A 26176-nucleotide genomic window follows, 5' to 3' on the forward strand; every position below is an offset into this window, starting at 1 on the left:
TTTTCTAGCTGTGTAGGTGACACGTCCCCCTTTTCGTGAAAGAGGCTGACATGCCCGCACCCGTAGACCATGACCTCACCGAACGCGCTGTCCGCGTCATCGACCGCAGCGGCTGGGGCACCAGCGCCGCCTACCCCCCCAGATCCGCACGGTCACTCTCACCTGGGTCTGCCCGGTCTGCCATGGACCGCGCGGCATCCCGAAGCACCAATTCCACGAGGACGGCCACTGGCTGACCTGCGATCGCTGGGACAACCCGTGCGGGCACCTCGACCTCTACACCGCGGTCCTCGCGCAAGCGCTTGAGCGGCACCCTGCCGGGCCGCGGCCGTGAACGCCACCCTGTTCGACGAGTTCGGGGAGCCCGAGCTCGACGCGTATCCGCCGCTGCCGGCAACGGATCCACGGCTCGCGAAGTTCTTCCGCACGCACAACGTCGTCCCACCCGTGATGCTCGGCCGCTGCATCGGCCGGAGCGTGTGGTCGAAGACCGGGGCCGATCCGCAGACCTGCACCGGCGCCTACCGCACCCTCATCGGTGTGCGGGCGCAGCCGTGCACCGAGTCACCGCGCGGCGGCACGGTGTGGATTCTGCGTCTGCGCGATGACGACGGCACCGAACACGACAGCCCGCGCTACACCAGCAGCAACCACGTCGCGGTGCTGCGGTAACCGCACAGCCACTCCCGCACGGGCACTCCCGCACCCACATCTTCACGTGTCTGTGGGCGCCGACGTGCATGCCCGGTGAATCCGGTTACTAGGCTCCTGCTCGCGGGTCGTACCGACCGCCTCGCGGCACTTGACGAAAGGACTCGGCCCCACCCCTTGGGGCCGGAACACACCATGACCTCTCTGACACGCGGGGCGAACAGCCCGATCGACACGGCAACCACGACGGTGGAGGTGACCGGCGCCCGGCAGGGAACGGTCGATCTGTTCGTCTTCCAGCTCGGTGCCGATCTGAAGGTCCGGGCCGACGCCGATCTGGTGTTCTTCAACAACCCCAGCACCCCGGAGGGGGCGGTCACCCTCACCGGTGGGCAGGTGACCTTGCACCTCGCGGCCGTGCCCGCGGCGGTCGAGACGTTGGCGGTGGCCGTCGCACTGGATGAGAACGTGCCCGGCAGCCTCGCCGATGTCCCGGGCCTGTCAGTGGCGCTCACCCAGGCGGGCGGCGATGCTGTCGAGATTCCGGCGGAAGGCCTCACGACCGAGCGGTCCGCGGTACTGCTCGAGGTGTACCGGCGGAACGGGTCCTGGAAAGTCCGCAACCGGTCGGCCGGCTGGAGCGGCGGACTCGACGCCCTGGTCACCGAGCACGGTGTCAACGTCGACGAAACCCCTGCACAGGCACCCGAACCCGCCCAGTCCGCTGTCGCGGCGGCGACTTCGGCGACCGTCGACGGCGACGGGGTGCGGACGGTGCCCGGCGAAGCGAAGCTATCCCTGGTCAAGCGGGAGAAGCTGAACCTGCAGAAACGGGAGGTCGCGAAAGTCCTGCTGAGCAAGGGCGCCGCCAACCCGGTCGGCCGCGTCGTCCTGGTCATGGACAACACCGGGTCGATGTCCAAGCGGTACCGGTCCGGTGAGGTCAAACGCATCATCGAGCGGATGGTGCCGGTCGCAACGCAGCTCGATTCCGACGGCAACCTCGAGGCCTACGCCTACGCCCAGCGGTTCGTGAAGCTGCCGGACGTCACCGTCGCCGACGCCGACACCTGGGTGAACACCTATGTCCACCTCCGCGGCCGCCACGGCGGCATCGATTTCGATGCGATCGGCGGCACCAACAACGAGATCCCGATCATGGAAGAAATCATCGGTACCCTCGACAAAGCCACTGCGGTCCCGACATTGGTGCTGTTCTTCACCGACGGCGGATTCAACGCGAAGGCGCAGATCACCGCCCTGATGCGAACCGCCAGTGCGTATCCGGCGTTCTGGCAGTTCATCGGAATCGGCAAATCCAGCTTCGGGGTTCTCGAAAAACTCGACACCCTGACCGGCCGGCTCGTCGACAACGCCGGGTTCTTCGCGGTCGAGAACATCGACAAGCTCACCGACACAGCCCTGTACGAGCTGCTCCTGAGTGAGTACCCGGACTGGTTACGCGCGGCCCGGGAGGCCCGTGTTCTCACCTGATCCGGGGCTGGCCGCACACGTTCGCGCGTACCGTATGGACCTCGCGTGGATGGAACTGCGTGGCATAGCAGAGAAGTGAAAGTGGGTCTCTACCAGTGCAGATGACACGTCCCTTCGGTAGTCTCCTGCGGGCCGGTCTTCGCGGCTCTCCGGTATGCTTGCCGGGCGGGGATGCGCCGCCGGCTGGTTACCGGCACCGGTGTTTCCCGCCCGGCGTGGCAGACGCCAACTGGAACGTTTCCGTCTGCCACGCCCCTTTACTTTTCGCGGTCGGCCCGCCCGCCCGCCTGCACAGATCCGGGGGGCGCCAGCGTGGGGTACAGCGCCAGCCCGGACGGACCACCGGCCCACCTCGATCCCGAGCTCGGGCAGTCGAACTCGCCGGCGGTCAAACCGGTCGGCTACCGCACCGAGGCCAGTCACCAGGACCGGGCGGCGGAACGTTCCTCGGCCCGCGAGCTCGACGACATGGTCGAAGACAGCGCGTTCACCCGGGCCCGCAAGGACCTCGAGCGCGCCTTCCCCAGAGCCGCTGTCGCCGACGTCTCGGCGCGTAAACGCCGGCAGCTACCGATCCCCGACTCGATCCGGATCCCACCCTCGGCGCGGCAACGTAAGGCACGGTCGGTCGCGAAAAATATCGCCCAGACCCAGCTTCCGGCCGTCGGATACAAGGCGGTGGACACCCTGATCAGCGATACCGATCATTGGTCGCAGCTCGGCACGGCGCTGAGCGCGGCCCGCGGGGACGCCCAGCACCTCGACGAGAAGACCCGAACCCAGGTCCAACGCGTCGACCGGGCGATCCAGACCGCCGAACGGACCAACGACCGCGGCCACGTTCTCTACTGCGCGGCCCGGCTTCCGCACCCGGTGCCCACATCGGGGACGAATCTGCCGGCCGCGCTGCAGCAGGGTGCGATGCTCGACTTCGACCGCTTCACCATGACCTCGCACGCGATCCACGAGCTGGACGCGACGATGACCGAGGACGACGTCGTGTTCGAGATCGAGACGGACCGGGGCATGTACCTGGGGCGTTCGGACAAGGTCGACGACACCGCGCACCTGCTGCCCCGGGGGATGCGGTTCGAGGTCGTCTCCGCAGGGCAGGGGCGCTACCGTCGACCGGACGGCACGATCGGTTCACGCATGATCGTTCAGCTACGCGATATCACCGGAGTAGGAAAGGCCAGCTGATGGGACTGTTCACCGATGGAAAAGGCCGACCTGAGCTTGTCGTCAACCCTGACATCAAGTTGGGCCGCGCCGTTTACCGGCCCGTCGATGACAGCCCGGCCGCCGAACCGGCGGAGACGCCGAAGCAACGCGCCCGCCGGGAGCTGAAGAAACGCATGACCGAAGAACGTGAGCGCAAAAAGAAGACCGGAGACGCACCCACCGATTAAGGGGTGGCGCCTCCGGCTCATCCAGTGCATCTGCAGTGCCGACCATCGTAGCGGCGCGCCACCATTTCGACGCCGGGATACGGCGAAACAGGAGACACCCTCACCCATGCCCGAACTGACCGAGGTGCTGACGGCCGTGCGCAGCACGTATGCCCGCGACCTGGCCCGTTTGCATCGCAAAGCGCTGGGTCCGGACGGCGCGAGTGAGGACTTCCACCGGCGCGGCGGCCCGCCGAGCTTCGTCGGGCGTTCGGTTCTCGATCGGTCGGCCGAGGTCAAGCTCATCGCCTCCCACATCGCTTTCGAGAGCCCGCGAGAACTTTCCGGCGCCTACCCGGAGCGGTCCGTTCTGGTGGTCACCTCGGTCAGCGGCCGGCACGCCCGCACCGGCGCCCAGGCGGCGCTCGATCTGGTGGAAGCCGATGCCTGGGGCATGGCCCTCGCCCCGGTAGGTTTCGAGGAGTTCTGCCTCAGCCTTGGCACGGTCGCCCGTTCGGTGAGCGGGTCACGCCACTACCGGCACATCCTCGGCCCCGACGGCGCGGTCTGCGCGATCTACCCCGACGACCGCGACACCCTCCGCGCACTGTTCACCAAAAGCTGACGCTCGAAGCGAGGTCGTAAGGGGCATGTCGTTTTCCCCAGTTCGTCCGGGGGTGCGCTACTCACCCGAGTGATTCTGTCGGAGCCTGCCGGTACGATGACGTACATCGCACTTGAGCTGCGGCGACCGCTAAGAATCCTGCTGTCGGCCGTCATACAGGGGAGACAGCACATGGGGTATACGTCCATCGTTCTGGATGACGTCCGAAGTCAGTTGGCGCCCGCTGATGTTGTGTTGAAGGAGGCCCGACAGCGCCGTGACACGGTCAGGCGAGCTGCGGAGTCATTCGAGGGAGTCTTGAAGTCGTACAGCTCTGGTTCCCTCGCCCACGGCACAGCGAATTGTCCAATCCACCAGCGAGACAAGGGCTTGGACGCAGATTGCGGTGTGGTCTTGGATCGCCGCGTCCACCAGTCGCTGGGGCCCGACTCGCAGGACAACGTTGGCCCGGAGCACATCGTCGCGGCCATGCTCGAGCACCTCAAGCCGAGAGTTCTCCCGCACTACCCGGCGGCGACCTTCGAGGTCACCAAGCGAGCGATCTTCATCGAATTCCACGAACCAATGGGCAGTGGCGAAGATCCCACCGTGGATCTGGTGGTGGGTCTCCGCCGCCGCGAGGAAGGCCTGTGGATTCCCAATACCGAGCAGCACCGATGGGATCCGTCCCATCCAGAGAAGCACACAGACCTGTTAACCGCGGAACCGAAGTCGCTTCGTGTCACGCGAGCGCGGGCGATTCGACTGGCGAAGGCCGAGAACAAGCGTCCAGGACGGCATTCGGACCCGCCCTTGTGCTCGTTCAACCTCGAAGCTCTGGCACTGATGTTCGTAGAGCCGGGGCAGGGCGTGCCGACCGCTCTACTGCAACTGTGGGAGCGCGGCGCCAAGGATCTGGCTCGCCGTAACACTCCGGACCCGGCCGGCGTGTCCGCACCCATCAAGGTGGCCGATCGCGAGTACGCCGTCGAACGACTCACTCAGGCTGCGGACATGCTGCGCGCAGCGCTCGAGCGCGACGACGACGAGTACCAAGTGCGTGCGTATCTGAGTCGGCTGTGGCCGGAGTTTATTGCACCTACGCCTTTCGGCGAGACGAAAGCCCGCGTCGCGGCGCGGCTGCAGGCTGGGAAGCCGTTGGCCGTGACCAGTGCCGGGGCCCTGGCAACAACTGGTACGGCTCTCAAGCAGCCGCGGGCGTACGGTGTTCCGCCTGGGGGGAGCGACGATTGACGCGCGGCACTCCAAGGCGTCCTCGTTTGTGGCTGGAGGACGGGCCACGCCGTGGTCGAATCGAGGCGGCGGCACGCCGCGCGTATCCGAACCTCACCTATACGCGGCGTCGGCGGGCGGATCATTACGTCAGCGTCTACCGAACCTTGGTGGATGTGCCGGGATATGAAGAACGCGAGGTGACAGTCGAGTTCGACCACAGGTATTCGACCACCCCAAAGATCTTCGCTGATGGCCCTTCTGATCCCTCTGCGTCGCCGCACCGGTATCCGGATCGGGGGCGTACCCACCTGTGCATCTGGTACCCGCACGATCCGTCGTCCCGCACCTGGGTACTGGAGGATGGTCTCCTCGCGCTCTTTGGCATGGCCGCCGAACACTTGTTCAAAGAGGCGTGGTGGCGCGAACACGATCATCAGTGGCTAGGCGAAGAATATCCCCACGGTGAGCTGTCCCACGAGAAGGAAACGGGCTGATGACAGCACCGATCCCCACGCCGGTACCGGGCGAGTCATCAGTCCCGACACCGAGCCCGGTGACAACTGCGCCGACCACGTCTCCCGCGATAGTGACACCGACCCCGGACAACGGAGGGAACGCCGACGTGTTCGTGTCGGGCGCCGTCATCGCTGCAATCGTGGGTGCCGTAATCAATGTTGCCCTTGCGCAGTACAAGGACAGGTCGGAAGAACGAGCGCGTCTCCGCAAGACGTTCGCCGAGGCTTTCGAGGTCGCGATGCAGTACAAGGAATTTCCCTACGCCATTCGCCGGCGCCGAGCCGACCAACCGGAGGCCGAACGCGTTCGACTTTCGGAAGAGATGCGCGCCGTGCAGGCCAAGTTGTCGTACTTCGTAGTGTGGACAGAGGGGGAGTCGAAAGCGGTTGGCGCGGCGTACTCGGCCCTCGTTGCACAGCTCCGACAAGTGGCGGGGACGGCGTGCAACGAGGCGTGGAAGGAGCCGGCAGTCCAGGATGATGCCGGTATGAACCTGTCCTCGACCGTCATTAATCTGTCTTCGCTCAAGCCGTTCGAAAAGGCATACGTCACCGCGGTTCGGGATCACTTCAAACCGTTCTATCGCCGCTGAACCCGCCATTTCCTGTGGCAGTCCACACCCTGGGACCGCACACTGACCAGGCTGACTGCTGCTCGGTGGAACCAACCGAGACTTCCGATCAGGTCAACTGTCGGATGCGTGGGAGGGTGTCGGCGAGTTGCTCGAAGAGGTCAGGCCAGCCCCGTCGGAGCCAGGTCAACCGGCCGCGGTCGAGATGGGCGCCGTCGATCAGGTGGGAGAGGCGGTGCTGTACGGGCGGGACACCTAGCCGGGTGAGGACGTCGTAGACCGGGTTGACCGGTAGCTGGTTCCGGGAGATGTGGGCCCAGACATCCTGGGTGGTCCAGTTCCAGATCGGCCCGTAGGCGATGGTCCCGTCGGTACGGGTGATGATTCCGTCGCGGCGGCCACCGCGGGTGTAAAGCATGCGGCGGGTGGCGGACTCGTCGGCTCGCACACCCCACAGCTCACCGGGGCCGAACATCTCATGCGCGCGCCGCGCCGGGCCCCCGATCAGAATGTCGTGCAAATCGATCCGGGCATCGGTATCGGGGGCGCAGTGATTCCACAGACCAGAAGCAACCAGGGCGTCGAGGAGCGGCGGCTCGGACGCGATCACCCGCAGGTCGAGGCGCCACGCCACAGCGAGTTCACGGATGTAGTCATAGGTTTCGGGGTATTCGAGGCCGGAGTCGAAGAACACCACCGGCACATCGGGATCGACGCGTCGGGCCAGGTCGAGGACGACAAGGGAGTCCTTGCCGCCGGAGAACGCCACGTAGCCGTCGTAATGGGCGAGATATTCGCGGATCCGGGTGCCGATCTGTTCGAGCGCGGACAGACCGGATTTGGTGGACGCCTGCCGCATCCCGCGCAGCGTTGCAAGGTCGAGTCCCGATTCCGGTATTTTCACCACTTGTGGAAGGTTACTGGTGCGCAGTTGTGCGCTGCCGACCCGCAGCGTCGCCGCAGTGTCCCGTGGATGCTGGCAGGGGTGCGCCGGTATTCGCGCTCGCTGAACCGGAATGGGCAGGTCGTCGCCTCGCAACTCAAGTCGCGACGTGTCGCTCGGGACCGATCGGCCTGAGCGTCATCTTGCGGCCATCAGGAACGGCTTGCCTTCGACATATGGGAAACGTCCAACTTCGGGCGAGGCATGGTGTGCTGCGGGGATGTCAGAGACGTTTCGCGTTACGGAGAACTTGGATCAGCGGAAATGATGAGGCCAGACCGACCCCCAGGTGCGGGTGGAAGCCGCCGATGTTGGCGAGGACCGCGTAGCGGGCGCCGCTGTCCCGCCATTGGGCGAGTTGCTCGACGATATCGGTGGGGGTGCCGACGAGGAACGTTTCGCGGACGAGGGAACGTGGGACGCGTTCGGCATAGGCGAGGGCGGTGTGCTCGTCGATGGTCTGGGGAAGTATGTCCTGCGCCCCGGTGAAGTCGCTGCCGAGGGGATGTTCGACACCGTGACGGGCCCAGACTTCGGCGGGAGCGACGAGTGCCCCGACCCGTGCGAGCACCGAATCGATCATCTCGTCGACCTGGGCGTTGGTGCGGGCGGCGAGGACGAAGAAAAAGGTGGCAGGGAGGATCTCATGCGGGTTGCGTCCGGTGTTGTCTGCCGCGGCCCGAACGGTGTCGAGCTTTTCTGCGTATTGCTTGGGGCTTTGCGCATAGCCAGGGAACCAGGCGTCGGCATAGCGGCCGGTGATTTGCAACATCCGGGATCCGTGTCCGGCGACCCAGATCGGAGGCCGCCGCCCTTTGAAGGGTGGGAGGTCGAAGACCGCACTGCGGAGCGGGAAGTACTTTGAGTCCCGGGTGACGGGTTCGCCGCCGGAGTTCCACAGGGCCCGGATAGTGGCGATGGCTTCCTCGAATCTGCCTACTGGCCGGGACCAGTCCACCCCGTACGGTTGGTTACCCTCGCGTTCGCCGGGTCCGAAACCGAGGATTGCGCGGCCGCGGCTGAGCAGGTGCAGGGTTGCGGCGGCTTGGGCGGTGACGGCGGGGTTGCGCCGTCCGGCGTCGGTGACACCGACCCCGAGTCGCAGGCGCGCGAGTTTGTTGTGGGCGGCGACATAGCCGAGGGCGGTCCAAGGTTCGTAATACGCGTTCGCCCGGGGTAGCAGTTTCGCGGCGCCGCTGTACGCGGGTTTCCAGACCGAGGCCGGGAACAGGCTGTTGAGGTGGTCCGGCAACCACATCGAATCGGCGCCGCCGGCGGTGGCGACCGCCCGGGTGGTGCGCAGCAGTAGGTCCGGTGCGAAACGGGGATGGATGGCGCAGTCCATCACCCCGGTTCTGAAGCCGTTCATGGTTGTTCCTCCGGTTCGGTTCCGGTGGTGCGGAGTGCGGCGGCGAGTTTGGCGTCGGCGAGTTCGAGGAGCGACGGGAGGGCGCGGGCGTCGATGTCGAGGTAGGTGCACATCTGGTCGTCGGTAACGCCGGCATCGCGGAGACGTAGGGCGAGGGAGTAGGGCTGGGGGAGTCGCCGCAGAGCTGCCTCGTGGGGTGTGGGTGGTGTGGTCATGGTTTCAGGGTGCGTTCGCCGCGCAGGGTGGGGTGGAGTAGTGGGCTACTCCAGTTGGTCAGGGCGGATCGTCGGTGAGGCCGCCGAGGTCGTCGCGGCCGGTGAGGCCGGTTTTGCGGGAGGCACGGTAGAGGTGACCTTCGACGGTGCGCACCGACACGATCAGCTTCTCGGCGATTTGTTTGTTCGACAGTCCTTGCGCGGCGAGGGTGATGATTTCGCGTTGCCGGGCGGTCAGCGGTGACGGCTGGAGAGCTTCGGTCAATGCGGGGGTGCGGGCACTGTCGCAGGCATCGGCCAGTCGCCGAGCGCGGGCGGCGGCGGTGAGGGCGGATCCGTTCCGGGCGTGCCGGCGGTGAGTGGTGGCGGCGTGCGCGGCAGCGTCCATGGCGGACAGGAGGTCGCCCATGTCCTCGAACTGACCGGAGGCGTCGAGGAGGCCGCCGGCGTCACCGGCGTCCAACGCGGTGGCGTGCAGGGCGGCGGCGGGAGCGCGGGGCCCCTCCACCTGCTCGACGAGTTCGCGAAGTCGAGGTGCCGTGGTGGAGTCGCCGAACCGGGTTGCAGTGTGGAGACATATCACCTCGTGGGCGTGCTGGTCTTGCTCGGCCGCGCATTGGGCGCCGCGGTGTGCGAGTGCGATGGCTTCGGTGGTGGCACCGGTGGCTGCGGCGACCCAGGCCTGAGTGAGGAGATACTCCGGCTTCAGATAGGGGACCGTGGTCTGGCACCAGGTATCGAGTGCGCGCAGAGTCTCCGCCGCGCTTGTGCCGTCTCCGGACATCGCTTGGCATTGGATGAGCGCGCAGTACCAGATTGTGGGGATGTAGCCGTTGGGTATTCCGGCAGAGGTGAAGCGTTGTTCCAGTCGTTTTCGTGCCGCGCCGAGGTGCCCTGCTGTCAGTTCGGCTTGTCCTTTGATGATCGAGGACAGCCCTTGTGCCCATCCGGCCTCGGAGGTTTCGTCGTAGATTCGTGTGGCCACGTCGGTGGCTTCGCGCACGTACCCGGCCAGTCGTAGGCCTCGGATGTGGAACTCGTGGAAGGGGAGGCGAACTATCGAAACCCGTGGAGAGGCGGTCATGAGGTCTCGTGCGCAGGCGGCAATGGTCGCGATCTCAGACGTCCTGCCCGTATCTCCCAGAGCGATCAGGAGGGCGCCCAGCGCCCACATCTGAGACAACTCGGGCGGATCCGGCGTTCGTGGTGCCGCGCATTGTGCGGCCTCGATCGCCTCGCGGGGGTTTCCGTTGAAGGCGTGAATGATCGCGCGACCACCGGCCAGTACACCGTGGGCATTCGGTGCCGGTACTTCGCTCGCTTCGAGGAGCACAGCTTCGGCTTCTTCTGGACGATTGAGTATCCAGAGCAGATTCGCCAGACGAAGGTACGCGACGTCGATGCGCTGCCCATCGGTGAGCGGACGGCCGAGGAGTTGTGTCAGGACCTGTTCGACTTCCTCACCGCGGCTGAGCATGGTCAGGGCTATCGTCAGAATGAGGTGGGCGTCGTAGCCGGCGCCGTCCGTAATCGCCGCCTTGCACAGGCGGACGGCGAGTTCGGGGTCGAACAATCCCAGTGCTGCGGTCGCGGCCTCCGTGAGGAGGACAGGGTCGGCGGTGAGACCGGATTCGAGGATCAACACCGCGCGGCGTACGAGGTCGCGGACATCGGAATTCTCCATGGCGCCAAGTGCTTCGGCGATGTCCGCCCGCAGCCGCCGCAGCCGCAGGGGTGTGGCCCGGGCGCGGCGGTCTTCACCGTAGAGCGGGTGCGCCAAACGCACCGGGTGGCGGCCGGCCTGGTCGACACTGATCAAACCGAGTGCGTGTGCATCCTCGACGGCGCCGACGTCGGTGAGGTCGGCCAAAATCTGTTCAGGAAGCGGTTCCCCGACCGCGAGAACGTCGAGCACGGCGCCGACGGCGGGGGGAAGGGTGTCGAGTTGCGCACCGATGAGATCCGCCAGTCCCGGTGAGGCGGTGGGGGGACCGTCCCACACCCAGACACCAGCACTGAGCCCCGGCGCTTCCGGGCTTGGGGTGAGTCGTCCGGACGCGACTTCCTGCTCGACCAGGTGCCGCAGGTACAGGGTATTGCCGCGGGTGACGTTCCATAACCGGCGAGCGGCGGCGGGATCGAGCGGTCCGCCGAGGACCGTGGTGACGAGTTCGGCGGTTTCCGCCTCCGAGAGGGGTTGAAGTTCGATGCGCTGCAGGTATCCGTCCTTCCACAATGCGCTGACCGCATCGGGAACGGGTTCTCCGGTACGAACGGTTACCACAACCGGGCTCAGGCGGCGCTGGACCAGCTGGAGCACCACGAATGCGGACAGGTCGTCGAGCAGGTGTGCGTCATCGACACCGACTATTGCCCTTGCACCAACCGGGTGGTCGGACAGGTGATCGATGACGCCGCGGACAACGGACATCGCGTCCGCAGTACCGACGTCGGTCCATTCGGCAAAGGCTCCGAGTGGAAGCGTACGGGCCGAGGTGGTCGCTCGCGCCCATCGCGATTCCCAACGCCCGGGGTGCACGTTGGCGAGCGCTCTGCGGGCGAGGCGGCTCTTACCCACCCCGGCGGCGCCGGCGATCACCACTCCGCGGTAACCGTCGGCTCCGGTCACGGCGGCGTTGATCAGGCCTAGTTCCTCCGCACGCCCAACCAACGGCCAGACTCTGGCCACCTCTCGATCGTATGCATGTCCTGTGCTAAAAATCGACCACCTGGTTCGATTCGTGTCTGTGATCGACAAGCGGTACCGGTATTTCTATGACGGTTTGTACGCGGGTTCCGGCGGTAGCGACGGCCATCACCGGGCCAGCATTCTGTTTCACCGCGGTTACCCACCTATCGCCCTCCGGGAAGACTTGGGGCGACAGGTGGGTGGAGAGCGGGTTCGCGGTTACTGCGGGGTTCCCGGGATCGATGTGAACCCTTGACTGCCGAGGCAGAAACCAGTGACTGGTGCCACCGTATTCCAGTCCCCGATCATCGGGTTGACTGGAACCTTGTCCAATTCGGTTCCGCTCCCTGAACCGAAGCCGAGGTTGAGCCCCTGGACGACGGCGCAGGTCCAGGACTCAGGGTTAGTCATAGCGAGTGCGTCGCTGCTGAGCTGGATATCTACGGGACCACCCAGGTCGCCGATGAGTGTTGGTGCGGCGGTGGCTGTGCCGGAACCGATTCCGAGGACGATCACTGGGGTGATGGCGGCGGCGAGGGATGCGCGGAGAACGTTCTTGTTCACTGTTGTTGCCTTTCTGAGGCCGGCACGGTGCCGGGGTGTGGATGCAGTTGGTGCGGTGAAGTGTTGCGATGGAACGGCTTTAGGTAAGTAGGACCTCCTTCGCGGATTCGTGGGATGAGGGTCGATATCAGAAGTGGAAGACCCTGGCGATCACTCGGTCCCGGGTGCGAGCGGTGCGGGATCGAACTGAAGTCGTGCTGTTGCAGCGTGGTGAACGCTCCAGAGCACCCGGATGCGGCGGCGGGCTGTCAGGATCAAGGCGCTGTGCGGGGATGACACGGTGGCATATGCGGAAGGCATCCGCGGCGATGGACCGGCTTTCGGCATCGAGACCATCGGTGAGCCAACGACGTTCCCATGTGAATTCGACCAGTGAGGTGGTGCGGAGGAGTTCGTAAATCCAGGCGTCCCATTCGGCGCTGGTGATAGTTGCGGCCACAATCGGCGCGGCTTCATCTTCCTCACGGTCGAGCTGCGGTAGGAGGACCACGCACAGTCGCTCCAGCGCACCACGGAGGTACTCGCGCGCCGTTACGGTGCCGGAGTCGCGGTAGTCGCAGACCGCGAGTTCGACCACGCTCGCCGCGTGGTGGACGCGATGATGATCGTTGGTCAGCTCGTCCAGCAGTGGTTTCGCGGAGGGCGACCGCCGTCCGGCCGGAGGCCAGAGGTTCGTATCTTCGCTGGCGTGATGGCGGCGGAGAAACGCAAGAGTCCAGCGGAGGTGGTCGGCGAGAAGGGTGCGTCGGCGCGCATCGATCGGGATGGACAACGTGTCGAAGGTGCGCCCGAGATCGCGACGAATCGCGTCGTGGACGATATTTATCAGGCGGGTATCGATGGGTCTGTCGGCGGTTGTGGTCATGGTGTGCTCCGAGTGTGCGGTCCGTCCTGTGAGGGTTCGATCGGCTATACGAGAACCCTGCGCGCGGGGACGCGCCCTACCTGAAGTAGTGCGGTACTCCATGTGGTGGTGATTTGACCGTGCGTGTACTCCTCGGGCTGCCGTCTACGCGTCATCCAGTGGAAGGGCTGCTCCGCCGAGCCGACCCGTGTTCAGCCCGGGGCGAAGTGTGATCCCAGGCCAGGCCGAATGGTGGCGCCGAGTGGGCGTCCCGTCACGACGCTGATGTCGTGCTTCGAAAGGCGACAGTCGCTTGGGGGCCGCGGCCTCGACCCGCTCCCGGATCCGGACGCCACGTGCAAGTTCCGCAGTCGGAGGGATGCTACTGCCGCTGGCGAAGCGAGCCGCCACGAGATTGCCCTCGCCTCTTTCGTCAACAATCTCTCGCCGCAGTTTCTCCGGGTGCCGGCACCGACGAGCCGGTCAAACCGACCTCTGCAGCACCGCCGTGAGCGGGCTACGGTGCCGGCTATGACCATCACCGCAGTGATCGACGTGGCTTCGGCCGCATACACCGTGGCTGAGGGGCTCGCTGAAGTCACCACACCCGATGATCGGGTGACCGGGTGTGCTCGCTGCGGCCGCCACACCGTCGTAATGACTCCGGTCGGGCAGGTCGTATCACGCCGGTTCACCGGGTATGAGTCGTGGACGAACTTGGCCTGCCGCTATTTGTGTGCGGTGTGCGTGTGGGTCTACCGGCACCGGCCACTGCGCACCGACGCGCACATCGTCACCCGAGATCCGGTGACGCTGCGACCGGCGAACCCCGCCCTGCTCCACCAGGTGCTCTCCACCACCATCGACGCGGACACCGCGGTGATCGTGCCGCTGCGGCCCGGCCGCAAACATCTGTTCCCCGATGCCCGGTGGGGGCAGGTCACGGTCGATTTTACCGACCGCAGATATATCCGTACACGCCGTTCGTCCTGCGCGACTTTCGGGATGTCCCGTGGTTGTTTACCGACCAGGGTTCGGGATGTTCGTCATGTTCAGACAGAGACTCGAAGGGCGTGTGGCGATGCGAGTGGTGGTAGGGGACCTCCGGGTTCAGCGGATCGACCGGCGAAATGGGAGGCGGTCGTGGACGATCGTCTGGCCGGAGGGAACGGAGCATCGCGAGGCGGACCGGTTCCTGCGCGAGCACGACGGGTCGGGCACCCAACGGACCTATTCCTACTTGTTGGTGGATCACCTGCGCTGGCTCGAGCGCGAGTGCCTGGCGTTGGACAGAGTGGTGCTGCGGGATCTCGAGCGGTACATGGGCATCGTCGGCGCCGAGGTGGCGATGCCGTTGGGCGAGCCGTGGCGGGTCGGGAAACGCCCGTACGGGCATGCGGCGCTGTCGACCACGGCAGCCTGTCTGAAGGGCTTCTATCTGCATCAGGCGGCGCTCGGGGTGAACGCCGAGCTCGGTCGGAGACTGGATAGAAGTCGGCTGCCGACGCGGGCGGATCGACGCCGCACATTCTTGGGGCACACGACGACGTCGATACCGGCAAATCCGCTCGCGCCGACGGGACCTCGCCGCCGACATCCGAAGATGCTGCCCGACGGCGCACGGGAGAAACTGCTCGAGACGGTGAACTCGGCCCGCGACCGCATGGTGGTGACCTGGTTGGCCGACGGCGGGCTGCGGATCGGCGAGTTGTGCGGGCTGCACCTGGTCGACCTGCACCTGCGGGAGAACGCGGCCTGCGGCCAGTGCCGTTCCCCGCATCTGCACGTTTGTTACCGCCCCGGCAACCCGAATCGGGCCGAGGCCAAGACCAAGCATCCCTGGCGCCTCGAGAACGGCACGGTGACCGGCGGGCTGATCAAGCGGGTCAGCCCCGCCATGATCCACTCCTACTTCGACTACATCACCACCGAATATCCGCGTGGACGAACCGATCACGGAATGCTGCTGGTTCAGCTGCACGGCAGGGCCGTCGGGCAGCCGTGGGCTCCGGTCGCCGCCCGGCGGGTGCTGCGCCGGGCCGGAGACCGCGCCGGCCTGGGACCGGTGAAACCCCATGCGTTTCGGCATTCGTTCACCTCGGCCGTGCTCGACGCCTCCGGCGGCAACCTGTTGATCGCCCGTGACGCAGGCGGCTGGGCCTCGGCGACGATGGTCGACGAGGTTTACGGGCACGTCGATGTCCACGACCCGGCCTTTGACGCGGCGTTGCGGCGGGTGTGGGGAGAAGGGCGATGACGGCCGGGAGAACCCGTGCCGGATCGCCGCACTCGTGTCGGGATCGTCCGGACCGGGGCGGCCGCGACCGGCTCGAGATTCTCACGGCGCTGATCGGCGGCCCCGACTTCGACCCGATCTTCCGGTTGGACGTGATCCGGATTCCGCAGCAACACCCTGTCTACCGGTGGGAGTGCGTTGTCGAGCGGTGCGAGCGGACCCGCGCCAACTCCACGGACTTTTGCACGGAACATCTCTTGTTGCGAGCGAAGGACCGAGAACGTGGCGGCGGTAAGGCCGCGTTCCTCACCGCCGCAGAGGGATTGGAGCGATACGTGCGGATCGAGGAGCTGATTTGCCGGGTGTGCCCAGACCGGCCCGCCGCGCAGTCCGACCTGCTGCTGTGCCAGCGACACATGAGTCGGTGGCGCGAGCACCGGAAGTCCGCCGGTGAGTCCGACGACTTCGACGGATGGCTCTCCGGGCAGCGGCCGCTGCCGGGCTACGGATCCTGCCTGGTGGCGGTGTGTGTGAACCTCGCCGAGTCGCCGCTGGGGTTGTGTCTCTGGCACAGTCGGCGGTACCAGCGTGAGCACCGACCCGGCGCGGCGGTGTTGCCGCCGACGTGGTGGCACCGCTACGAGCGGTACGGCCGGCCGGTCCCGGTCGGATACGACGACGAGGAGGCGTTCGGTCGCTGGTGCGCCACCGTGCGCGCATCCCCGTGGCCGGGACAGATCAACCTGCTCGGGTTGCGGCCACTGGTGCGGGCCGAAATTCAATGGGGCCTGTTCATCCACACGCAGCGAGTCCGACCCAGCCGGTGGGAACTGGGCTGGCTTCGCTCACTAGTGGCGACGTGCCGAACCCTCGAAGTGGAGTCGTTGATCGGGTTCGAGATCGGCGCCGGTGGATCGGTGGAGTTTCCCGGCTCCATGGTCAAGGAGATCCTGCACGAGCTTCGGATGGTCTACTTCACCCCTGCCCAGGCGAAAGAGGCCGGATTCCTCGAGACCGAGCACTTCGGGGTGCGGTTCAAGCGGCGGGCCAGTCACATCGACCTCACCGGCATCGGCCCAACTTGGTTGCGGGATCTGGTCTGGGACTACCTCGCCGACCTGCTGCAATCGCCGCGCTGCCCACGTTCCGGCCACGTTCACGATGGGCTGCTCAGGGCAGCAATGGAACTGGGCACATTCCTGCAACACGATGCCCCCGACGGCGGGAACGATCCCACCCTGTTGCAGGGCGATCACATGCGTCGATTCGTCACCGACCAACGCCGCCGTGAACGCGACGGGTCGCCGTCGCTGGCCATCAAGCGACCTGACGGGACTGCCAGCGTCGTCACCACTACGACACGGTCGACGGTATTCAATGCGCTACGCAAGATGCTGCGCGCCGCGATGGACAGCGGTGCCGCCGACCGGATCGGTCTGGGGCGGGAGTTCATCGTCGCACTTCCTACGGCCGGGGCATCAACGGGCCGGACCGCGCGGCGACCATTTCCCGACGAGGTCGCTCGCGCGCTCGCCGATCCGGAGAATCTGCGGCGACTCGACGAGGTCCACGATCCGCTGGACCGCGGGCTGCGTGATATGTGGGAAACGACCGTCACCACCGGTCGTCGCATTGGAGAGGTGCTGCAGCTCCGTTGGGACTGTCTGGGCCGCTACGGCGGCCTACCGATGTTCTGGCACGACCAGACCAAGGTCGGCAACTATGACGTCGCGATCCGGATCCCCGAGCGTCTCCACGAGGTGCTGGCTGAACGCCAACGCAAGACCCTGGATCGATTCGTCGCCGAGCACGGGCGCCGACCCACCGACACCGAACGCGGTCGCCTGGCGCTGTTCCCGACGCCGCAGCGCAACCCCGAAGGCACCGTCGCGTTGACCCATTCCTTTTTTCACAGAAACTTCAGCGCGTGGGTCGATTCGCTCGAAATCGGCCGATGGGTGCCCCACCAGGCCCGCCATACGCTGGCCACGAATTTGCTGCGCGCCGGCGCAAGCTTGACTCACATCCGCACCTATCTGGGCCAGGTCAGCGATCGGATGGCCGAACACTATGTGCACCTGTCGCATTCGGATCTCGAGGACGTACTGCAACAGGTCTGGGTCGCCGGTCCCGGCGCCGCCCACCCCGGCGAACTCCTCGCCGGCGACACCGCACCGATGACCCGCACGCAGGCCCAGACGCTGGCGATCGACCTGTCCCGGCGCAGCACCCCTGCCGAAGGCGGCTTCTGCACCTTCCAACCCGTCGTCGACGGCGGTGCCTGTCCCTGGGCGCTGAACTGCCACGGCTGCGACAAGTTCGTCCTGTCCGGAGCGGACTTGCTGTATTGGCGACGCAAACGCGAGCAATGGCGACAACTCGCCGAGGGTGCACCCGACGACGCCACCGCCGACTACCTGCACCAGCACTTCGAGCCCACCGCCCGCGCCATCGACGGACTCGAGAAGGCCCTGGCCGGGCTTGGCCTGCTCGACCAGGCGCTCGCGCTGGACCTTCGCAAACCCCAGGACTACTTTCACCGGGTCTGGTCAACCGCCTTCCGTGCCACCGACCTCACCGATGCCATAACAGCAGCACCCGACGAGACCGACGAGACCGACGGAGAAGCCAGCGCATGAGCAGTAGCCAAAACCCACCCCAAACCCGCACCGCCGCCGCGCTGGTCTCCCGGCGCCGCGACGCTCAGGCCGCGGTCGACCGCGTTCATGAGGCCATTGCCCGACTGCACCGAGAACCGGCCCCGGTCACCGTCGCCGCCGTCGCCCGCCGCGCAGGTGTCTCTCGGACGTTTCTCTACACCAACCCTGCGGCCAGAACGGCAGTAGAAACCGCGAAAGCCGACACCGGCCAACAGTCCCGCCACCCGGCTGTCCACCAGCACGACCAGCACGAGGCGACCTGGCGAGAGCGCGCTCTCAACGCCGAAAACGGGCTCAAGACCGCGAACGCCGAAATCCTGGCCCAACGCAACCGCATCGGCGAACTCCTCGGCCGAATCCGCGACATGGAAGCCGAATGGAGCGAGGAAGCCATCCACCGCATCACTACCGAGAACACCACACTCAAACAGCGGGTCCGCCAACTCACCACCGACAACCGCAACCTCGATGAGCGGTTGACTGCTGCCCGTTCCAACCTGCGGTTCCAAGATCGGCGTATCGCCGACCTCGAGACCCGCCTGGCAGATCCGACCACCATCCAGCGATCACCGATCTAGCTCCAGCACAATCTGATTCAACTCCACGGGACGTTGTCGACCGAACGGCGCCCGGATACCTGGGGACGGTGGACGCACCGCTGGGCTGAGCTCGAACGAGAAAGTGGTCCGACACGCCAGCATCAACAACCCGTGACATCATCGCGCACATGTACGCTTCGAATACGCGCAGGCCAGAAGCAAAATGCGGTGTCCGCGGTCGGTAAAGTGGAGGACATCCTCCTGAGCTGGCAGGATCACGATGCCGGACGGTTGGTGGTGCTGCACCGGCTCCGTGGCCACGGCTTCACCGAGGCCATGCTCCGCGACGACACCCCGACCTATGCCGTGCTGCGCCGCATCCCGTCTGACCAGTGGCCGCAGGTCTTCGACGATTGGAACCGGTTGGCGTCGTGGCGGGGCGCGGAGCCGTGGTGGGAAGTCGGTATTCGCGCAACCCGCTAGGGATCGAAGAGATCTGGACTCGAGAAAACCCCGGTTCTTCTCTAGGATCAGTGTGATGAACACGGTGGGGGAGAACAGGTTTTCGGTCACGAACCGGTGGTTGGCCACGGCCTGGCAGCTTCCACCGTTGACCGACCCGGCCGCGCAGGTGGCGGAACGGGTGGTGTTGCTGCTGCACTACGGAATCGACTGGTCCGACAGCAACTGGGTGGCCGCCCGCCGCGGTGACTACTGGGACAACCTGCTGCCCACCAGGGTCCGGTTGGCCACCTACAACAGCATCAACCTGCACCAGTGGTGGACCGCCTCCGCCGCCAGGCTCGGCTCTGCCCCGCGCACCGACGAGCAACGCTCCGAACTGGCCACCCTGCTGACGAGCGAGGCGCGTCCGGTGCTGCAGGTGATGCGCGATCAAACGACCGCCCTGACGTTGCGGACCCGGATCGTCGCCGACGCGGTCCGCGCCGCCCGCACCGAGCACGGGTTGGCGTCGTGACCGTGACCCGAATATGGGAGATCGAGATGACCGCCCGCTCGCCGATCTCGCACCGCGGGGAGCTGATCGGCACCACCGCGATCGGCCGGCGCATGAAAATCATCCAGCCCGACGGGTCGGTCGAGCTGGTCCCGGTCATCTCCGGCAACTCCTTCCGCGGCGTACTGCGCCGAATCGGCGAGGAACTTCTACGCGACGTCCTCGACTACGAAGGCACGCTGCCGCTGGCGGTCGCACACACCCTCCGCAACGGCGGCGCGATCGTGAAAACGCAGGCGGAACCGATCACCGGCCGCCGCCTGCACCAGCTTCGCGAGTTGGTGCCGTTGCTGAGTGTGTTCGGCGGCGCCGTCGGTGCCGCTCCGATCGACGGCTGCCTGCGGGTTGGCCATGTGGTGCCGATCGTCACCGAAGCCACCCCGATCCTGCGCCGCGAGTATCAGGGGCCGATCCCGTCCCGGTTCGACATCGAGGCCCTCGAGTCGTACTCACACCTCGACGATGTGACCGCCGGCCACGCCGGCACCACTGTCGATCCCGAGGCCGAGACGGGTGGGTCGGGGTCGCCGATGATGCGGTACGACATCGAAACCCTCGCCCCAGGCTCCCGGTTCGAATCATGGGTACAACTGGTCCGCGGCTCCGACCTCGATCATGCGTTCGCCGCCGACGTCCTGGCCGAGTTCACCCGGTCGGGCTGGCTCGGCGGGCGCACCGGGATCGGGCACGGCCAGATCGCCACCACCATCACTGACCAGGCCGGGGGTGCCCCGGTGGTCGATTGGCGAGAGATCGTCGCCTCCCGGCGTTCTGAGGCCCTGGAAACCCTGCTCGCACTCCCGGCATGACCCTTCAGATGGCTGCGGGGATGGTGCCGCTGCTCGTCCGTGCCCGAATGGCGGCGGGTGTTGCGCACGGGGTGCCGTGGGGGATCAGCCTCGACGGCCTGCTCGCCTCGGAGATCCGCGAGAACACGAAGGCCGCCGCGCGGGCGGCGGGCACCGACTACGAGCCGTACAGCCTCGATACCGTGCCGGAGGACCTGGACCTGCCGTTGGCCCGCTGCCCCGGCGACGGTGCCGACGGGTGGCACTGGGCGGCGACATTCGCCTACCCGGAGGACGAGATCCCGGGTCCGCACGTGCAGTACTGGTCCGCCCGCCCGGATCAGCGGGCGCTCGGCCAGATGTCGGATCAGCTGCCTGCGTTGGTGTCCGAACGTCAGGGCCGCTACCGCTCGCGGGTGATGCCGCTGCCGCTGACCGTCTGCCGGCACCTGGTGTGGCGCGCGGTCGGCGACCCGACCGTCGTCGCCGAGCTGCTCGGACCCGTCGTGTCGATCGGAAAGAAGCGCAGCGCCGGCCACGGCCACGTCCTGTCCTGGGAGATCACCGAAGAACCGGACGCCGCCCGGTGGGAGTTCGCGCACCTGCACCCGGACGGCCGCCTCGGCCGCACCGCACCCTCGGCCTGCCTGAACGACGTGGGCGACGTGCGGACCGGTGGTGCCGGGCAGATGGGGCTGCGACCGCCGTATATGCACCCCGCCTGTCGTGCACAGGTGTTGTTGCCGGCGACCTGAGGCTGCCGGGCGAAACTGATCTGCTGGCGAAGGGTGCGATGGTGTGAGTTGTCCTGTCGAGCTGTGAAAGTCGACGGATCTTGCTCGTTTTCGAACGAGCCTTGTCGGCTTGATTTCCGATAGCGTGAGGCGAAGCGCGCGCACCGTACTCCCTCGACGGAAAGGCGATTGATGTTGTTTCCCTACTCGAATTCCGATGTCGCGGTCAGTCATTACTCGGACTGGTCGTTTAGCCACTGGTTGTTCGCCGGCGCAGTACTTTTGGCGTCAGTCTTGCTGACCGTGATCGCTGTCGGGTTATGGACGGCTGCGATCCCGGAGGACAACATCGTTCTGTATGCGGGTAGTGCGGGTGTCGGTACGTTGGCGGTGGTGCTGCAGGCGACTTCTCTCTGGCAGATCGCCCGGCACATCGAGCTGTACCGCGTCGTGGTCTTCCTTGCTCTTGCTGTGGTCGTAGCAGTAGTGGTATCCGTCCGCTCGACCGTGAGGAACGAACCCTCAGGTACGCGTGGGTATTACGGCCTGCGGGTGCCTAAATGGGTGATCAGAGTGCCGGTTCTGGCTTCTGCCGTGATCGCGGTTGGTGTCGTGATCGGGGACGGTGTTACCCGCGCTGCTGCGTCGATTCCGATGGCTGTGGGGCTCTTCGTTCTTCTGTTCCTGTCTGCTGTCGGCTACGTGGTAGTCAATGCGATGTCGCCATCGGCATCACGTCGCTAGGAGAGGGCAATATCAGGCCGTCGTCGGAATAGTGATCTGCTCTCTGCCGTCGATGGCAGAGAGCAAATAGTGCGGGCAGGAGACGACCTGTCGAGGCACGGGAATCGCCTGGCGGTCGGTATCGAGGTAGAGGCGGTATGCGAGCTGCCCGCGTCGATGGCTGCCGGTGCCTGGGTCGACGGCGCCGAGGAAGTATCCGTGCGCGGAGTCGACGGTTGAGAAGATCGCCCGCGCCCACTCGGCAGCCTCCGCGGGCGGCAGATCTCGCGCCACGCCCGTCTGCGCGTCGACGGTGTGGACGATGACCGTGACGGCGAACCCGGCCGCCGCGGGGAACCACTTCTCGGCCGCGACGTCGAACGGTGCGATGGACGTGTGAATCCGCAGCTCGAGGTCCGTTCCGGTGCGAGCCGCCGCTGTGATGATGTGGGGATCCGCCGAAGCATCCTGTACGGCCAGGTTCGGCAGCGCCTGGTGGCCGTCGGCTCGGATGCTGCCGGGATCAGCGGTCATGGGGCAAGGGTACGGGCCGCCGATACCCGGCCCGCGGGGTGACGGCGATTAGTCCGACCGGCGCCCGATCCTGCAGAACGGGGTTTGACCTGCAGTGATGACAGGTCCCCTAACGGAAGGACTGGGCCGGTGAATGTGGGTGACCGCGTCAAGGTGCATACCGGCGCCACCTCGGAGTTCGTCATCGTGAGCATCGACGGCGGGGACGCGGTGATCGAGTCGGTGCGCGATGACGTCCCCCGGCCGTTTCCCCTTTCCATGCCGCCTCGACCGGGCGGTAATCATCGCCGCCGACGCCGCGTTGGTTGCGGCTCGCCCGCTACCGGAGATGAGGTTTTCCGACGCGGAGTTGATCGCCCTGCTCGAGCGGTACTCGCACGTCCGGGCTCGGGTCCTGCGGTACTGACCAGACGGCGACGACCTACGCCAACTATTCGCTCGCCACGACAGACGCGACGGCCGACAGTGGCGGGCGCATCCAACCTCTACGTGTCGCGGCCGCCACCGCTCCTGTCGGCCGATGCTGCACAGATTCTGTGTGGCAGCAGGTTTCACGCGCCAGTTGCGGCGATGTTTAGCGTCACGTCATTGCTGTGACTCAGAACATATCTCGAACGGGGTACGGAGATAACCCTGAGGGGGACTGTCACACGCGTTCAGCAGTGGTTTGCTTCAAGTTCTCCGCAGTCCACCTGATTCTCGAAATGTGAGTGACCATGACTCAAGATGAAGTCGCCATGCTTACCTTTGCCCTGCGCTGGGCGCCCTACGGAGGCGGAGACGAGCACATCCTTCCCGAGTTCGGACTCCTCCCTGCAGTGTTCTACCGGCGTCTCCAGACCATACTGATGGCGCGCGCGCTCGACGGAGTCGAATTCGCAACAAGGCGTGGTCTGCTCGAACTGTGCGCGGTCAAGATTTCGGGGTCGAGTTCATCGGCATCGAGTGCTGGACGGCGAGAGGTAGCACAGAGCGCTTAGGCGGCTCTCCGGCACAATTCTCTGCGGTCGATCGGTTCGTCGTTTCCTGGCGTTGAGAACGACCTCAGCGGTCGGTGTTGATACACCCTGTCCACGACGCGAACCATTGATGCAGTGAGTATGTCGTTTCGAAGCCGCCGGGATGTGTCAGGGACACGTCGCGGGACTCGCTGACGATGTCGGCGGTCGGCTAACCGCCGAATCAGGCTCGGGACAGCGAGGTGCATGTGGGGCAGCACGGTCCGGCCGTCGGCCCCGCCGCGGCATGTCCCGTTGCCGGGCTCCGTTCTACGCCGTCGGGGCGGGCCGTGAGGCGCGTAGGGACACGAAACGACGGAGGTCGTCGCGAAAGGTGGGATCGAGTTGGTTGGCTGTCGGTCCTGCCAGGATGCTGTTCAGTCTCGCAATGTAGCAGGCTGGAGTCATGCCGAACTCGACCAGAAGGTCGCCGGTTGTGCCACCGCCGTAGGGAAGCCATCGGCGCGCGAACTCGATGATCCTCATGTCTTCGATGGCAGAGTCGTCGATCACGGTGCTACCTCCAACCGTCATACCTGGACAAACGTGGAGAGATTCTTCCCGACCGAGTTGTTTCGGGAGGGTGCCCGGAACCGGTCAGACTGTCGCCAGAAAGGGAGTGTTGTGTGAAATTCCTACCGAGTGCGCGAGACTATTCGATCTGTCTAGTGCACCAGCGCGCGGAATGGACTGCAACTCCTTGCAGGAAGGATCCCCCTGTTGGGGAGTGTTTTTCCCCCTCAGGGGGAGTCCGGTCGGGTGACGTGAGCCATATCTTGAGAGATGTCTTGGTACGGCGTTTGGGTCTATGTGCCTCGAATCCCGGCATGTTCATCCCTGGAAGTTTGGAGTTCCGATGTCAGCCGTCAGCTCGGTGGAACAGCCCGGGGAGGGGGTTGGCGTTGTGGGAGGGAACCACTCACGAAGGGTGGGGACCGAATCGGATTTCTTGACACGTTCGAGCTTCTTTCCTGGCAACAGCATTCAGTCAAAGCTCCTGACACACGCGTTGCGTGTGACCGTCAAGCCGGCGCTCGGTGTGTGGGCGCATATTCCGAGCGCACGTTGGGCCGCGCGGGTGGTTGACCAGGCCGCACGTGTGCTACCCGCGCTCGATGGGGTCGGGCATCGTCGTGTGCGTTTGACGGATTGTGACGCGGATTGGATCCAGGCGCACAACGCCGACCTGCACAGTGTGGTCCTCTACCTTCACGGCGGGGGGTTCCTGACCGGTGGCCTCAATACGCATCGTCGTCTCGCTTCTCGGATATCGCAGTCAGCCGATGCCAGCGTGCTCAGTGTCAATTACCGACTGATGCCCACGCATGCAATAGGGGACGCCGTCGCCGACGGGCTCGCCGGCTATCGCTGGTTGCTTGCACGTGGATTCTCCCCGAGCCAGATCGTCATCGCCGGCGATTCCGCTGGCGGATATCTCGCGTTCATGGTGGCACTGGCACTCTCCGACCTGGATCTGCCGAGGCCGGCCGGTCTGGTCGCATTATCACCGCTCACCGACTTGGACCCGACCGTCAAGTTGCAGCATCCCGCGTCTGCACGATGTCCGATCCTTCCCAGTTCTGCGCTGATGGCGCTGACCGCCCTCACCGAGCGCGTGGAGCGCCGTACTCGTGGCGTTTCGGGACTGCCGTTGTCTCCCGTCAATGCAGACTTGCGCGGGCTCCCGCCGGTACTACTTCAGGTCGGATCCAGAGACATGCTGTATCCCGATGCGCGGTTGATGTTCGAGTGCCTCACCGATGCCGGGGTTCCCGTCGCCCTTGAGATCTGGGACGGCCAGTTCCACGTCTTTCATGTGGCTGCGGATCTTCTGCCCGAGGCGCGCAGGGCAATTGAGCACGTAGCGGAGTTCATTCGCGCGGTGACCACCGTTCGAAGCGGCGATTCCGCACCTGACCCTCTCGATTCGGACCGCGAGATCGCTTGACACAAGTCGGTACGGGCGTGCTCTGGGATTGAATCCTGTACGGCAGATTGCTAGCGCGATGTGAACAGCAGGTCTGTGTGAGCAACATTTTCGGCACGAGTCGCACAGGGCGATTTGCGTGGAAGGGTCGCCAAATCCTCACGACGGATGGGAATCGATTTCAATGGCGTGGCTGTTGCTTGTTATAGCGATTGTTCTCGAGGTTGCGGCTACGAGTATGTTGCCGCTCACGCATGAGTTCACCCGATTTCGGGTATCTGCGGCGGTGCTGGTGCTCTATGGGGGAGCGTTCTTTCTGTTGGCGAATGCGGTCAGGCAGATTGACATCGGCGTTGTGTACGCGCTGTGGTCGGCGCTGGGGACGGCGGCGGTGGTTGCACTCGGCGTCCTTTTCCATGGAGAACGCCTCTCACGGGGCAAGGTTGCCGGTCTGGCTCTCACTATCGTCGGTATCGTCGCGATGAATTTTGGAGGGTAGTTGCCATGGGTTGGTTCTACCTCATGGGTGCGGTTGTCGTGGAAATCTTTGCCACAACCGGTCTTCACTTAACTGACGGGTTCACGCGGCCGCTTCCGACGGTCGGGGTTCTCGCTGGATACCTCCTTTCATTTTTCTTCTTGTCGAAGGCGCTCAGATCGCTCTCTCTCGGTGTCTCGTACGCGTTGTGGTCGGCAATTGGCACCGCCTCTATTGCGGTGGTGGGCGTGCTGCTGTTCGGTGATGCTGTGTCGGTCGCACGAGTGGCTGGATTGATATGCATCATGGCCGGTGTGGTCATTTTGAACATGGAGGCGGATCGTGGTTCCAGGCCTACCGTGTCTGCGGCCGCCCCGCAATCGGTGGAGTGCGACTGAATTCAATCTCGCACGGCGTGGGCCTTGTGATGGTGCGCGAGCGATCCCCGCGCGGAGGG

Annotated in this window: 29 protein-coding genes; 21 read left to right on the forward strand and 8 right to left on the reverse strand. The window is 65.5% G+C overall.

Features of this window, described 5'->3' with window-relative positions; translation table 11 throughout:
- Window positions 1-330 precede the first annotated feature (330 nt).
- From GFS60_RS34100 to GFS60_RS34135, 8 genes are all read left to right on the forward strand, one after another.
- Window positions 331-672 carry a hypothetical protein gene (locus GFS60_RS34100; RefSeq protein ID WP_159928890.1) on the forward strand — a complete coding sequence of 114 codons (342 nt, stop codon included), beginning with the start codon at window positions 331-333 and terminating at the stop codon, window positions 670-672.
- Between the two features lie 174 nt (window positions 673-846).
- Window positions 847-2145 (forward strand): VWA domain-containing protein, encoded by a 1299-nt coding sequence (locus GFS60_RS34105; protein WP_159928892.1) that lies wholly within the window; start codon window positions 847-849, stop codon window positions 2143-2145.
- Window positions 2146-2457: 312 nt separating this feature from the next.
- Complete coding sequence (locus tag GFS60_RS34110) at window positions 2458-3345, forward strand: hypothetical protein (RefSeq protein ID WP_159928894.1); 888 nt, start codon at window positions 2458-2460, stop codon at window positions 3343-3345.
- Window positions 3345-3554: a hypothetical protein gene (locus GFS60_RS34115; protein ID WP_159928896.1), complete on the forward strand. Its 210-nt coding sequence runs from the start codon at window positions 3345-3347 to the stop codon at window positions 3552-3554. The genes GFS60_RS34110 and GFS60_RS34115 overlap by 1 nt, the downstream gene beginning before the upstream one ends.
- Before the next feature lie 106 nt (window positions 3555-3660).
- Window positions 3661-4158: a hypothetical protein gene (locus GFS60_RS34120; protein ID WP_159928898.1), complete on the forward strand. Its 498-nt coding sequence runs from the start codon at window positions 3661-3663 to the stop codon at window positions 4156-4158.
- Between the two features lie 393 nt (window positions 4159-4551).
- Window positions 4552-5391, forward strand: coding sequence for a hypothetical protein (locus GFS60_RS34125; RefSeq protein ID WP_159928900.1), 840 nt, complete (start codon window positions 4552-4554; stop codon window positions 5389-5391).
- 26 nt (window positions 5392-5417) lie between these two features.
- Window positions 5418-5867 carry a hypothetical protein gene (locus GFS60_RS34130; protein ID WP_159928902.1) on the forward strand — a complete coding sequence of 150 codons (450 nt, stop codon included), beginning with the start codon at window positions 5418-5420 and terminating at the stop codon, window positions 5865-5867.
- Window positions 5867-6481 carry a hypothetical protein gene (locus tag GFS60_RS34135; RefSeq protein WP_159928904.1) on the forward strand — a complete coding sequence of 205 codons (615 nt, stop codon included), beginning with the start codon at window positions 5867-5869 and terminating at the stop codon, window positions 6479-6481. The genes GFS60_RS34130 and GFS60_RS34135 overlap by 1 nt, the downstream gene beginning before the upstream one ends.
- Window positions 6482-6569: 88 nt before the next feature.
- Here GFS60_RS34135 and GFS60_RS34140 read toward each other — a convergent pair whose 3' ends face one another.
- The 6 genes from GFS60_RS34140 to GFS60_RS34165 all read right to left on the reverse strand — a co-directional run bounded on the left by GFS60_RS34140 (window position 6570) and on the right by GFS60_RS34165 (window position 13105).
- Window positions 6570-7319 carry a phosphoadenosine phosphosulfate reductase family protein gene (locus tag GFS60_RS34140; protein ID WP_159929160.1) on the reverse strand — a complete coding sequence of 250 codons (750 nt, stop codon included), beginning with the start codon at window positions 7317-7319 and terminating at the stop codon, window positions 6570-6572.
- A 307-nt stretch (window positions 7320-7626) separates the two neighbouring features.
- On the reverse strand, window positions 7627-8772 hold the full coding sequence (locus GFS60_RS34145; protein WP_159928906.1) for an LLM class flavin-dependent oxidoreductase: 1146 nt from the start codon (window positions 8770-8772) through the stop codon (window positions 7627-7629).
- Window positions 8769-8987, reverse strand: coding sequence for a hypothetical protein (locus GFS60_RS34150; protein WP_159928908.1), 219 nt, complete (start codon window positions 8985-8987; stop codon window positions 8769-8771). Before GFS60_RS34150 ends, GFS60_RS34145 begins: the two co-directional genes overlap by 4 nt.
- A gap of 58 nt (window positions 8988-9045) precedes the next feature.
- Window positions 9046-11676 carry a LuxR C-terminal-related transcriptional regulator gene (locus GFS60_RS40190; RefSeq protein ID WP_159928910.1) on the reverse strand — a complete coding sequence of 877 codons (2631 nt, stop codon included), beginning with the start codon at window positions 11674-11676 and terminating at the stop codon, window positions 9046-9048.
- Window positions 11677-11895: 219 nt separating this feature from the next.
- Entirely contained in the window at window positions 11896-12240 is a 345-nt protein-coding gene (locus GFS60_RS34160) for a hypothetical protein (RefSeq protein ID WP_159928912.1), read from the reverse strand.
- 127 nt (window positions 12241-12367) lie between these two features.
- Complete coding sequence (locus tag GFS60_RS34165; RefSeq protein WP_159928914.1) at window positions 12368-13105, reverse strand: hemerythrin domain-containing protein; 738 nt, start codon at window positions 13103-13105, stop codon at window positions 12368-12370.
- 1027 nt (window positions 13106-14132) lie between these two features.
- Here GFS60_RS34165 and GFS60_RS34170 point away from each other — a divergent pair.
- From GFS60_RS34170 to GFS60_RS34205, 8 genes are all read left to right on the forward strand, one after another.
- Entirely contained in the window at window positions 14133-15341 is a 1209-nt protein-coding gene (locus tag GFS60_RS34170) for a tyrosine-type recombinase/integrase (protein ID WP_179220382.1), read from the forward strand.
- Window positions 15338-17959 (forward strand): tyrosine-type recombinase/integrase, encoded by a 2622-nt coding sequence (locus GFS60_RS34175; protein ID WP_236603571.1) that lies wholly within the window; start codon window positions 15338-15340, stop codon window positions 17957-17959. The genes GFS60_RS34170 and GFS60_RS34175 overlap by 4 nt, the downstream gene beginning before the upstream one ends.
- Window positions 17956-18558: a DUF6262 family protein gene (locus tag GFS60_RS34180; protein ID WP_159927971.1), complete on the forward strand. Its 603-nt coding sequence runs from the start codon at window positions 17956-17958 to the stop codon at window positions 18556-18558. Before GFS60_RS34175 ends, GFS60_RS34180 begins: the two co-directional genes overlap by 4 nt.
- A gap of 189 nt (window positions 18559-18747) precedes the next feature.
- On the forward strand, window positions 18748-19002 hold the full coding sequence (locus GFS60_RS34185; RefSeq protein ID WP_236603652.1) for a hypothetical protein: 255 nt from the start codon (window positions 18748-18750) through the stop codon (window positions 19000-19002).
- Window positions 19003-19057: 55 nt separating this feature from the next.
- The gene (locus GFS60_RS34190) at window positions 19058-19498 is read left to right on the forward strand and encodes a hypothetical protein (RefSeq protein WP_159928916.1); all 441 of its coding nucleotides are present in this window, start codon (window positions 19058-19060) and stop codon (window positions 19496-19498) included.
- Entirely contained in the window at window positions 19495-20346 is an 852-nt protein-coding gene (locus GFS60_RS34195) for an RAMP superfamily CRISPR-associated protein (RefSeq protein WP_159928918.1), read from the forward strand. Before GFS60_RS34190 ends, GFS60_RS34195 begins: the two co-directional genes overlap by 4 nt.
- Window positions 20343-21080, forward strand: a complete 738-nt coding sequence (locus GFS60_RS34200) for a hypothetical protein (RefSeq protein WP_159928920.1) — start codon at window positions 20343-20345, stop codon at window positions 21078-21080. Before GFS60_RS34195 ends, GFS60_RS34200 begins: the two co-directional genes overlap by 4 nt.
- 171 nt (window positions 21081-21251) lie before the next feature.
- Window positions 21252-21803: a hypothetical protein gene (locus GFS60_RS34205; protein WP_159928922.1), complete on the forward strand. Its 552-nt coding sequence runs from the start codon at window positions 21252-21254 to the stop codon at window positions 21801-21803.
- 12 nt (window positions 21804-21815) lie between these two features.
- Here the strand turns inward: GFS60_RS34205 and GFS60_RS34210 are convergent, their stop codons facing one another.
- Window positions 21816-22316, reverse strand: a complete 501-nt coding sequence (locus GFS60_RS34210; protein WP_159928924.1) for an N-formylglutamate amidohydrolase — start codon at window positions 22314-22316, stop codon at window positions 21816-21818.
- A 229-nt stretch (window positions 22317-22545) separates the two neighbouring features.
- Between GFS60_RS34210 and GFS60_RS38825 the strand changes: the two genes are divergently transcribed.
- Complete coding sequence (locus GFS60_RS38825; RefSeq protein ID WP_169693034.1) at window positions 22546-22722, forward strand: hypothetical protein; 177 nt, start codon at window positions 22546-22548, stop codon at window positions 22720-22722.
- Window positions 22723-23032: 310 nt separating this feature from the next.
- The gene (locus tag GFS60_RS34215; protein WP_201453700.1) at window positions 23033-23296 is read left to right on the forward strand and encodes a hypothetical protein; all 264 of its coding nucleotides are present in this window, start codon (window positions 23033-23035) and stop codon (window positions 23294-23296) included.
- A gap of 288 nt (window positions 23297-23584) precedes the next feature.
- On the opposite strand, the gene GFS60_RS34220 is transcribed toward GFS60_RS34215, so the two are convergent.
- A complete protein-coding gene (locus GFS60_RS34220; RefSeq protein WP_159928928.1) occupies window positions 23585-23827 on the reverse strand; it encodes a DUF3263 domain-containing protein in 243 nt (80 codons plus the stop codon).
- Between the two features lie 502 nt (window positions 23828-24329).
- On the opposite strand from GFS60_RS34220, the gene GFS60_RS34225 reads away from it, so the two are divergent.
- From GFS60_RS34225 to GFS60_RS34235, 3 genes are all read left to right on the forward strand, one after another.
- Window positions 24330-25262 carry an alpha/beta hydrolase gene (locus GFS60_RS34225; protein WP_236603653.1) on the forward strand — a complete coding sequence of 311 codons (933 nt, stop codon included), beginning with the start codon at window positions 24330-24332 and terminating at the stop codon, window positions 25260-25262.
- Window positions 25263-25425: 163 nt separating this feature from the next.
- Window positions 25426-25740, forward strand: a complete 315-nt coding sequence (locus GFS60_RS34230) for a DMT family transporter (protein ID WP_159928930.1) — start codon at window positions 25426-25428, stop codon at window positions 25738-25740.
- 5 nt (window positions 25741-25745) lie between these two features.
- The gene (locus GFS60_RS34235; RefSeq protein WP_159928932.1) at window positions 25746-26117 is read left to right on the forward strand and encodes a DMT family transporter; all 372 of its coding nucleotides are present in this window, start codon (window positions 25746-25748) and stop codon (window positions 26115-26117) included.
- Window positions 26118-26176 lie beyond the last annotated feature (59 nt).

It is taken from the genome of Rhodococcus sp. WAY2, from assembly GCF_009859915.1.
Classification (GTDB): Bacteria; Actinomycetota; Actinomycetes; order Mycobacteriales; family Mycobacteriaceae; genus Rhodococcus_F; species Rhodococcus_F oxybenzonivorans.

Excerpts from the sequence above, each read along its gene's own strand:
- GFS60_RS34105 (WP_159928892.1), top strand. The coding sequence starts at position 847 with ATGACCTCTCTGACACGCGGGGCGAACAGCCCGATCGACACGGCAACC.
- GFS60_RS34115 (WP_159928896.1), top strand. The coding sequence starts at position 3,345 with ATGGGACTGTTCACCGATGGAAAAGGCCGACCTGAGCTTGTCGTCAAC.
- GFS60_RS34120 (WP_159928898.1), top strand. The coding sequence starts at position 3,661 with ATGCCCGAACTGACCGAGGTGCTGACGGCCGTGCGCAGCACGTATGCC.
- GFS60_RS34135 (WP_159928904.1), top strand. The coding sequence starts at position 5,867 with ATGACAGCACCGATCCCCACGCCGGTACCGGGCGAGTCATCAGTCCCG.
- GFS60_RS34140 (WP_159929160.1), bottom strand. The coding sequence starts at position 7,319 with ATGCGGCAGGCGTCCACCAAATCCGGTCTGTCCGCGCTCGAACAGATC.
- GFS60_RS34145 (WP_159928906.1), bottom strand. The coding sequence starts at position 8,772 with ATGAACGGCTTCAGAACCGGGGTGATGGACTGCGCCATCCATCCCCGT.
- GFS60_RS34150 (WP_159928908.1), bottom strand. The coding sequence starts at position 8,987 with ATGACCACACCACCCACACCCCACGAGGCAGCTCTGCGGCGACTCCCC.
- GFS60_RS34165 (WP_159928914.1), bottom strand. The coding sequence starts at position 13,105 with ATGACCACAACCGCCGACAGACCCATCGATACCCGCCTGATAAATATC.
- GFS60_RS34170 (WP_179220382.1), top strand. The coding sequence starts at position 14,133 with ATGTTCAGACAGAGACTCGAAGGGCGTGTGGCGATGCGAGTGGTGGTA.
- GFS60_RS34175 (WP_236603571.1), top strand. The coding sequence starts at position 15,338 with ATGACGGCCGGGAGAACCCGTGCCGGATCGCCGCACTCGTGTCGGGAT.
- GFS60_RS34180 (WP_159927971.1), top strand. The coding sequence starts at position 17,956 with ATGAGCAGTAGCCAAAACCCACCCCAAACCCGCACCGCCGCCGCGCTG.
- GFS60_RS34190 (WP_159928916.1), top strand. The coding sequence starts at position 19,058 with ATGAACACGGTGGGGGAGAACAGGTTTTCGGTCACGAACCGGTGGTTG.
- GFS60_RS34200 (WP_159928920.1), top strand. The coding sequence starts at position 20,343 with ATGACCCTTCAGATGGCTGCGGGGATGGTGCCGCTGCTCGTCCGTGCC.
- GFS60_RS34205 (WP_159928922.1), top strand. The coding sequence starts at position 21,252 with ATGTTGTTTCCCTACTCGAATTCCGATGTCGCGGTCAGTCATTACTCG.
- GFS60_RS34210 (WP_159928924.1), bottom strand. The coding sequence starts at position 22,316 with ATGACCGCTGATCCCGGCAGCATCCGAGCCGACGGCCACCAGGCGCTG.
- GFS60_RS38825 (WP_169693034.1), top strand. The coding sequence starts at position 22,546 with ATGACGTCCCCCGGCCGTTTCCCCTTTCCATGCCGCCTCGACCGGGCG.
- GFS60_RS34215 (WP_201453700.1), top strand. The coding sequence starts at position 23,033 with ATGACTCAAGATGAAGTCGCCATGCTTACCTTTGCCCTGCGCTGGGCG.
- GFS60_RS34230 (WP_159928930.1), top strand. The coding sequence starts at position 25,426 with ATGGCGTGGCTGTTGCTTGTTATAGCGATTGTTCTCGAGGTTGCGGCT.
- GFS60_RS34235 (WP_159928932.1), top strand. The coding sequence starts at position 25,746 with ATGGGTTGGTTCTACCTCATGGGTGCGGTTGTCGTGGAAATCTTTGCC.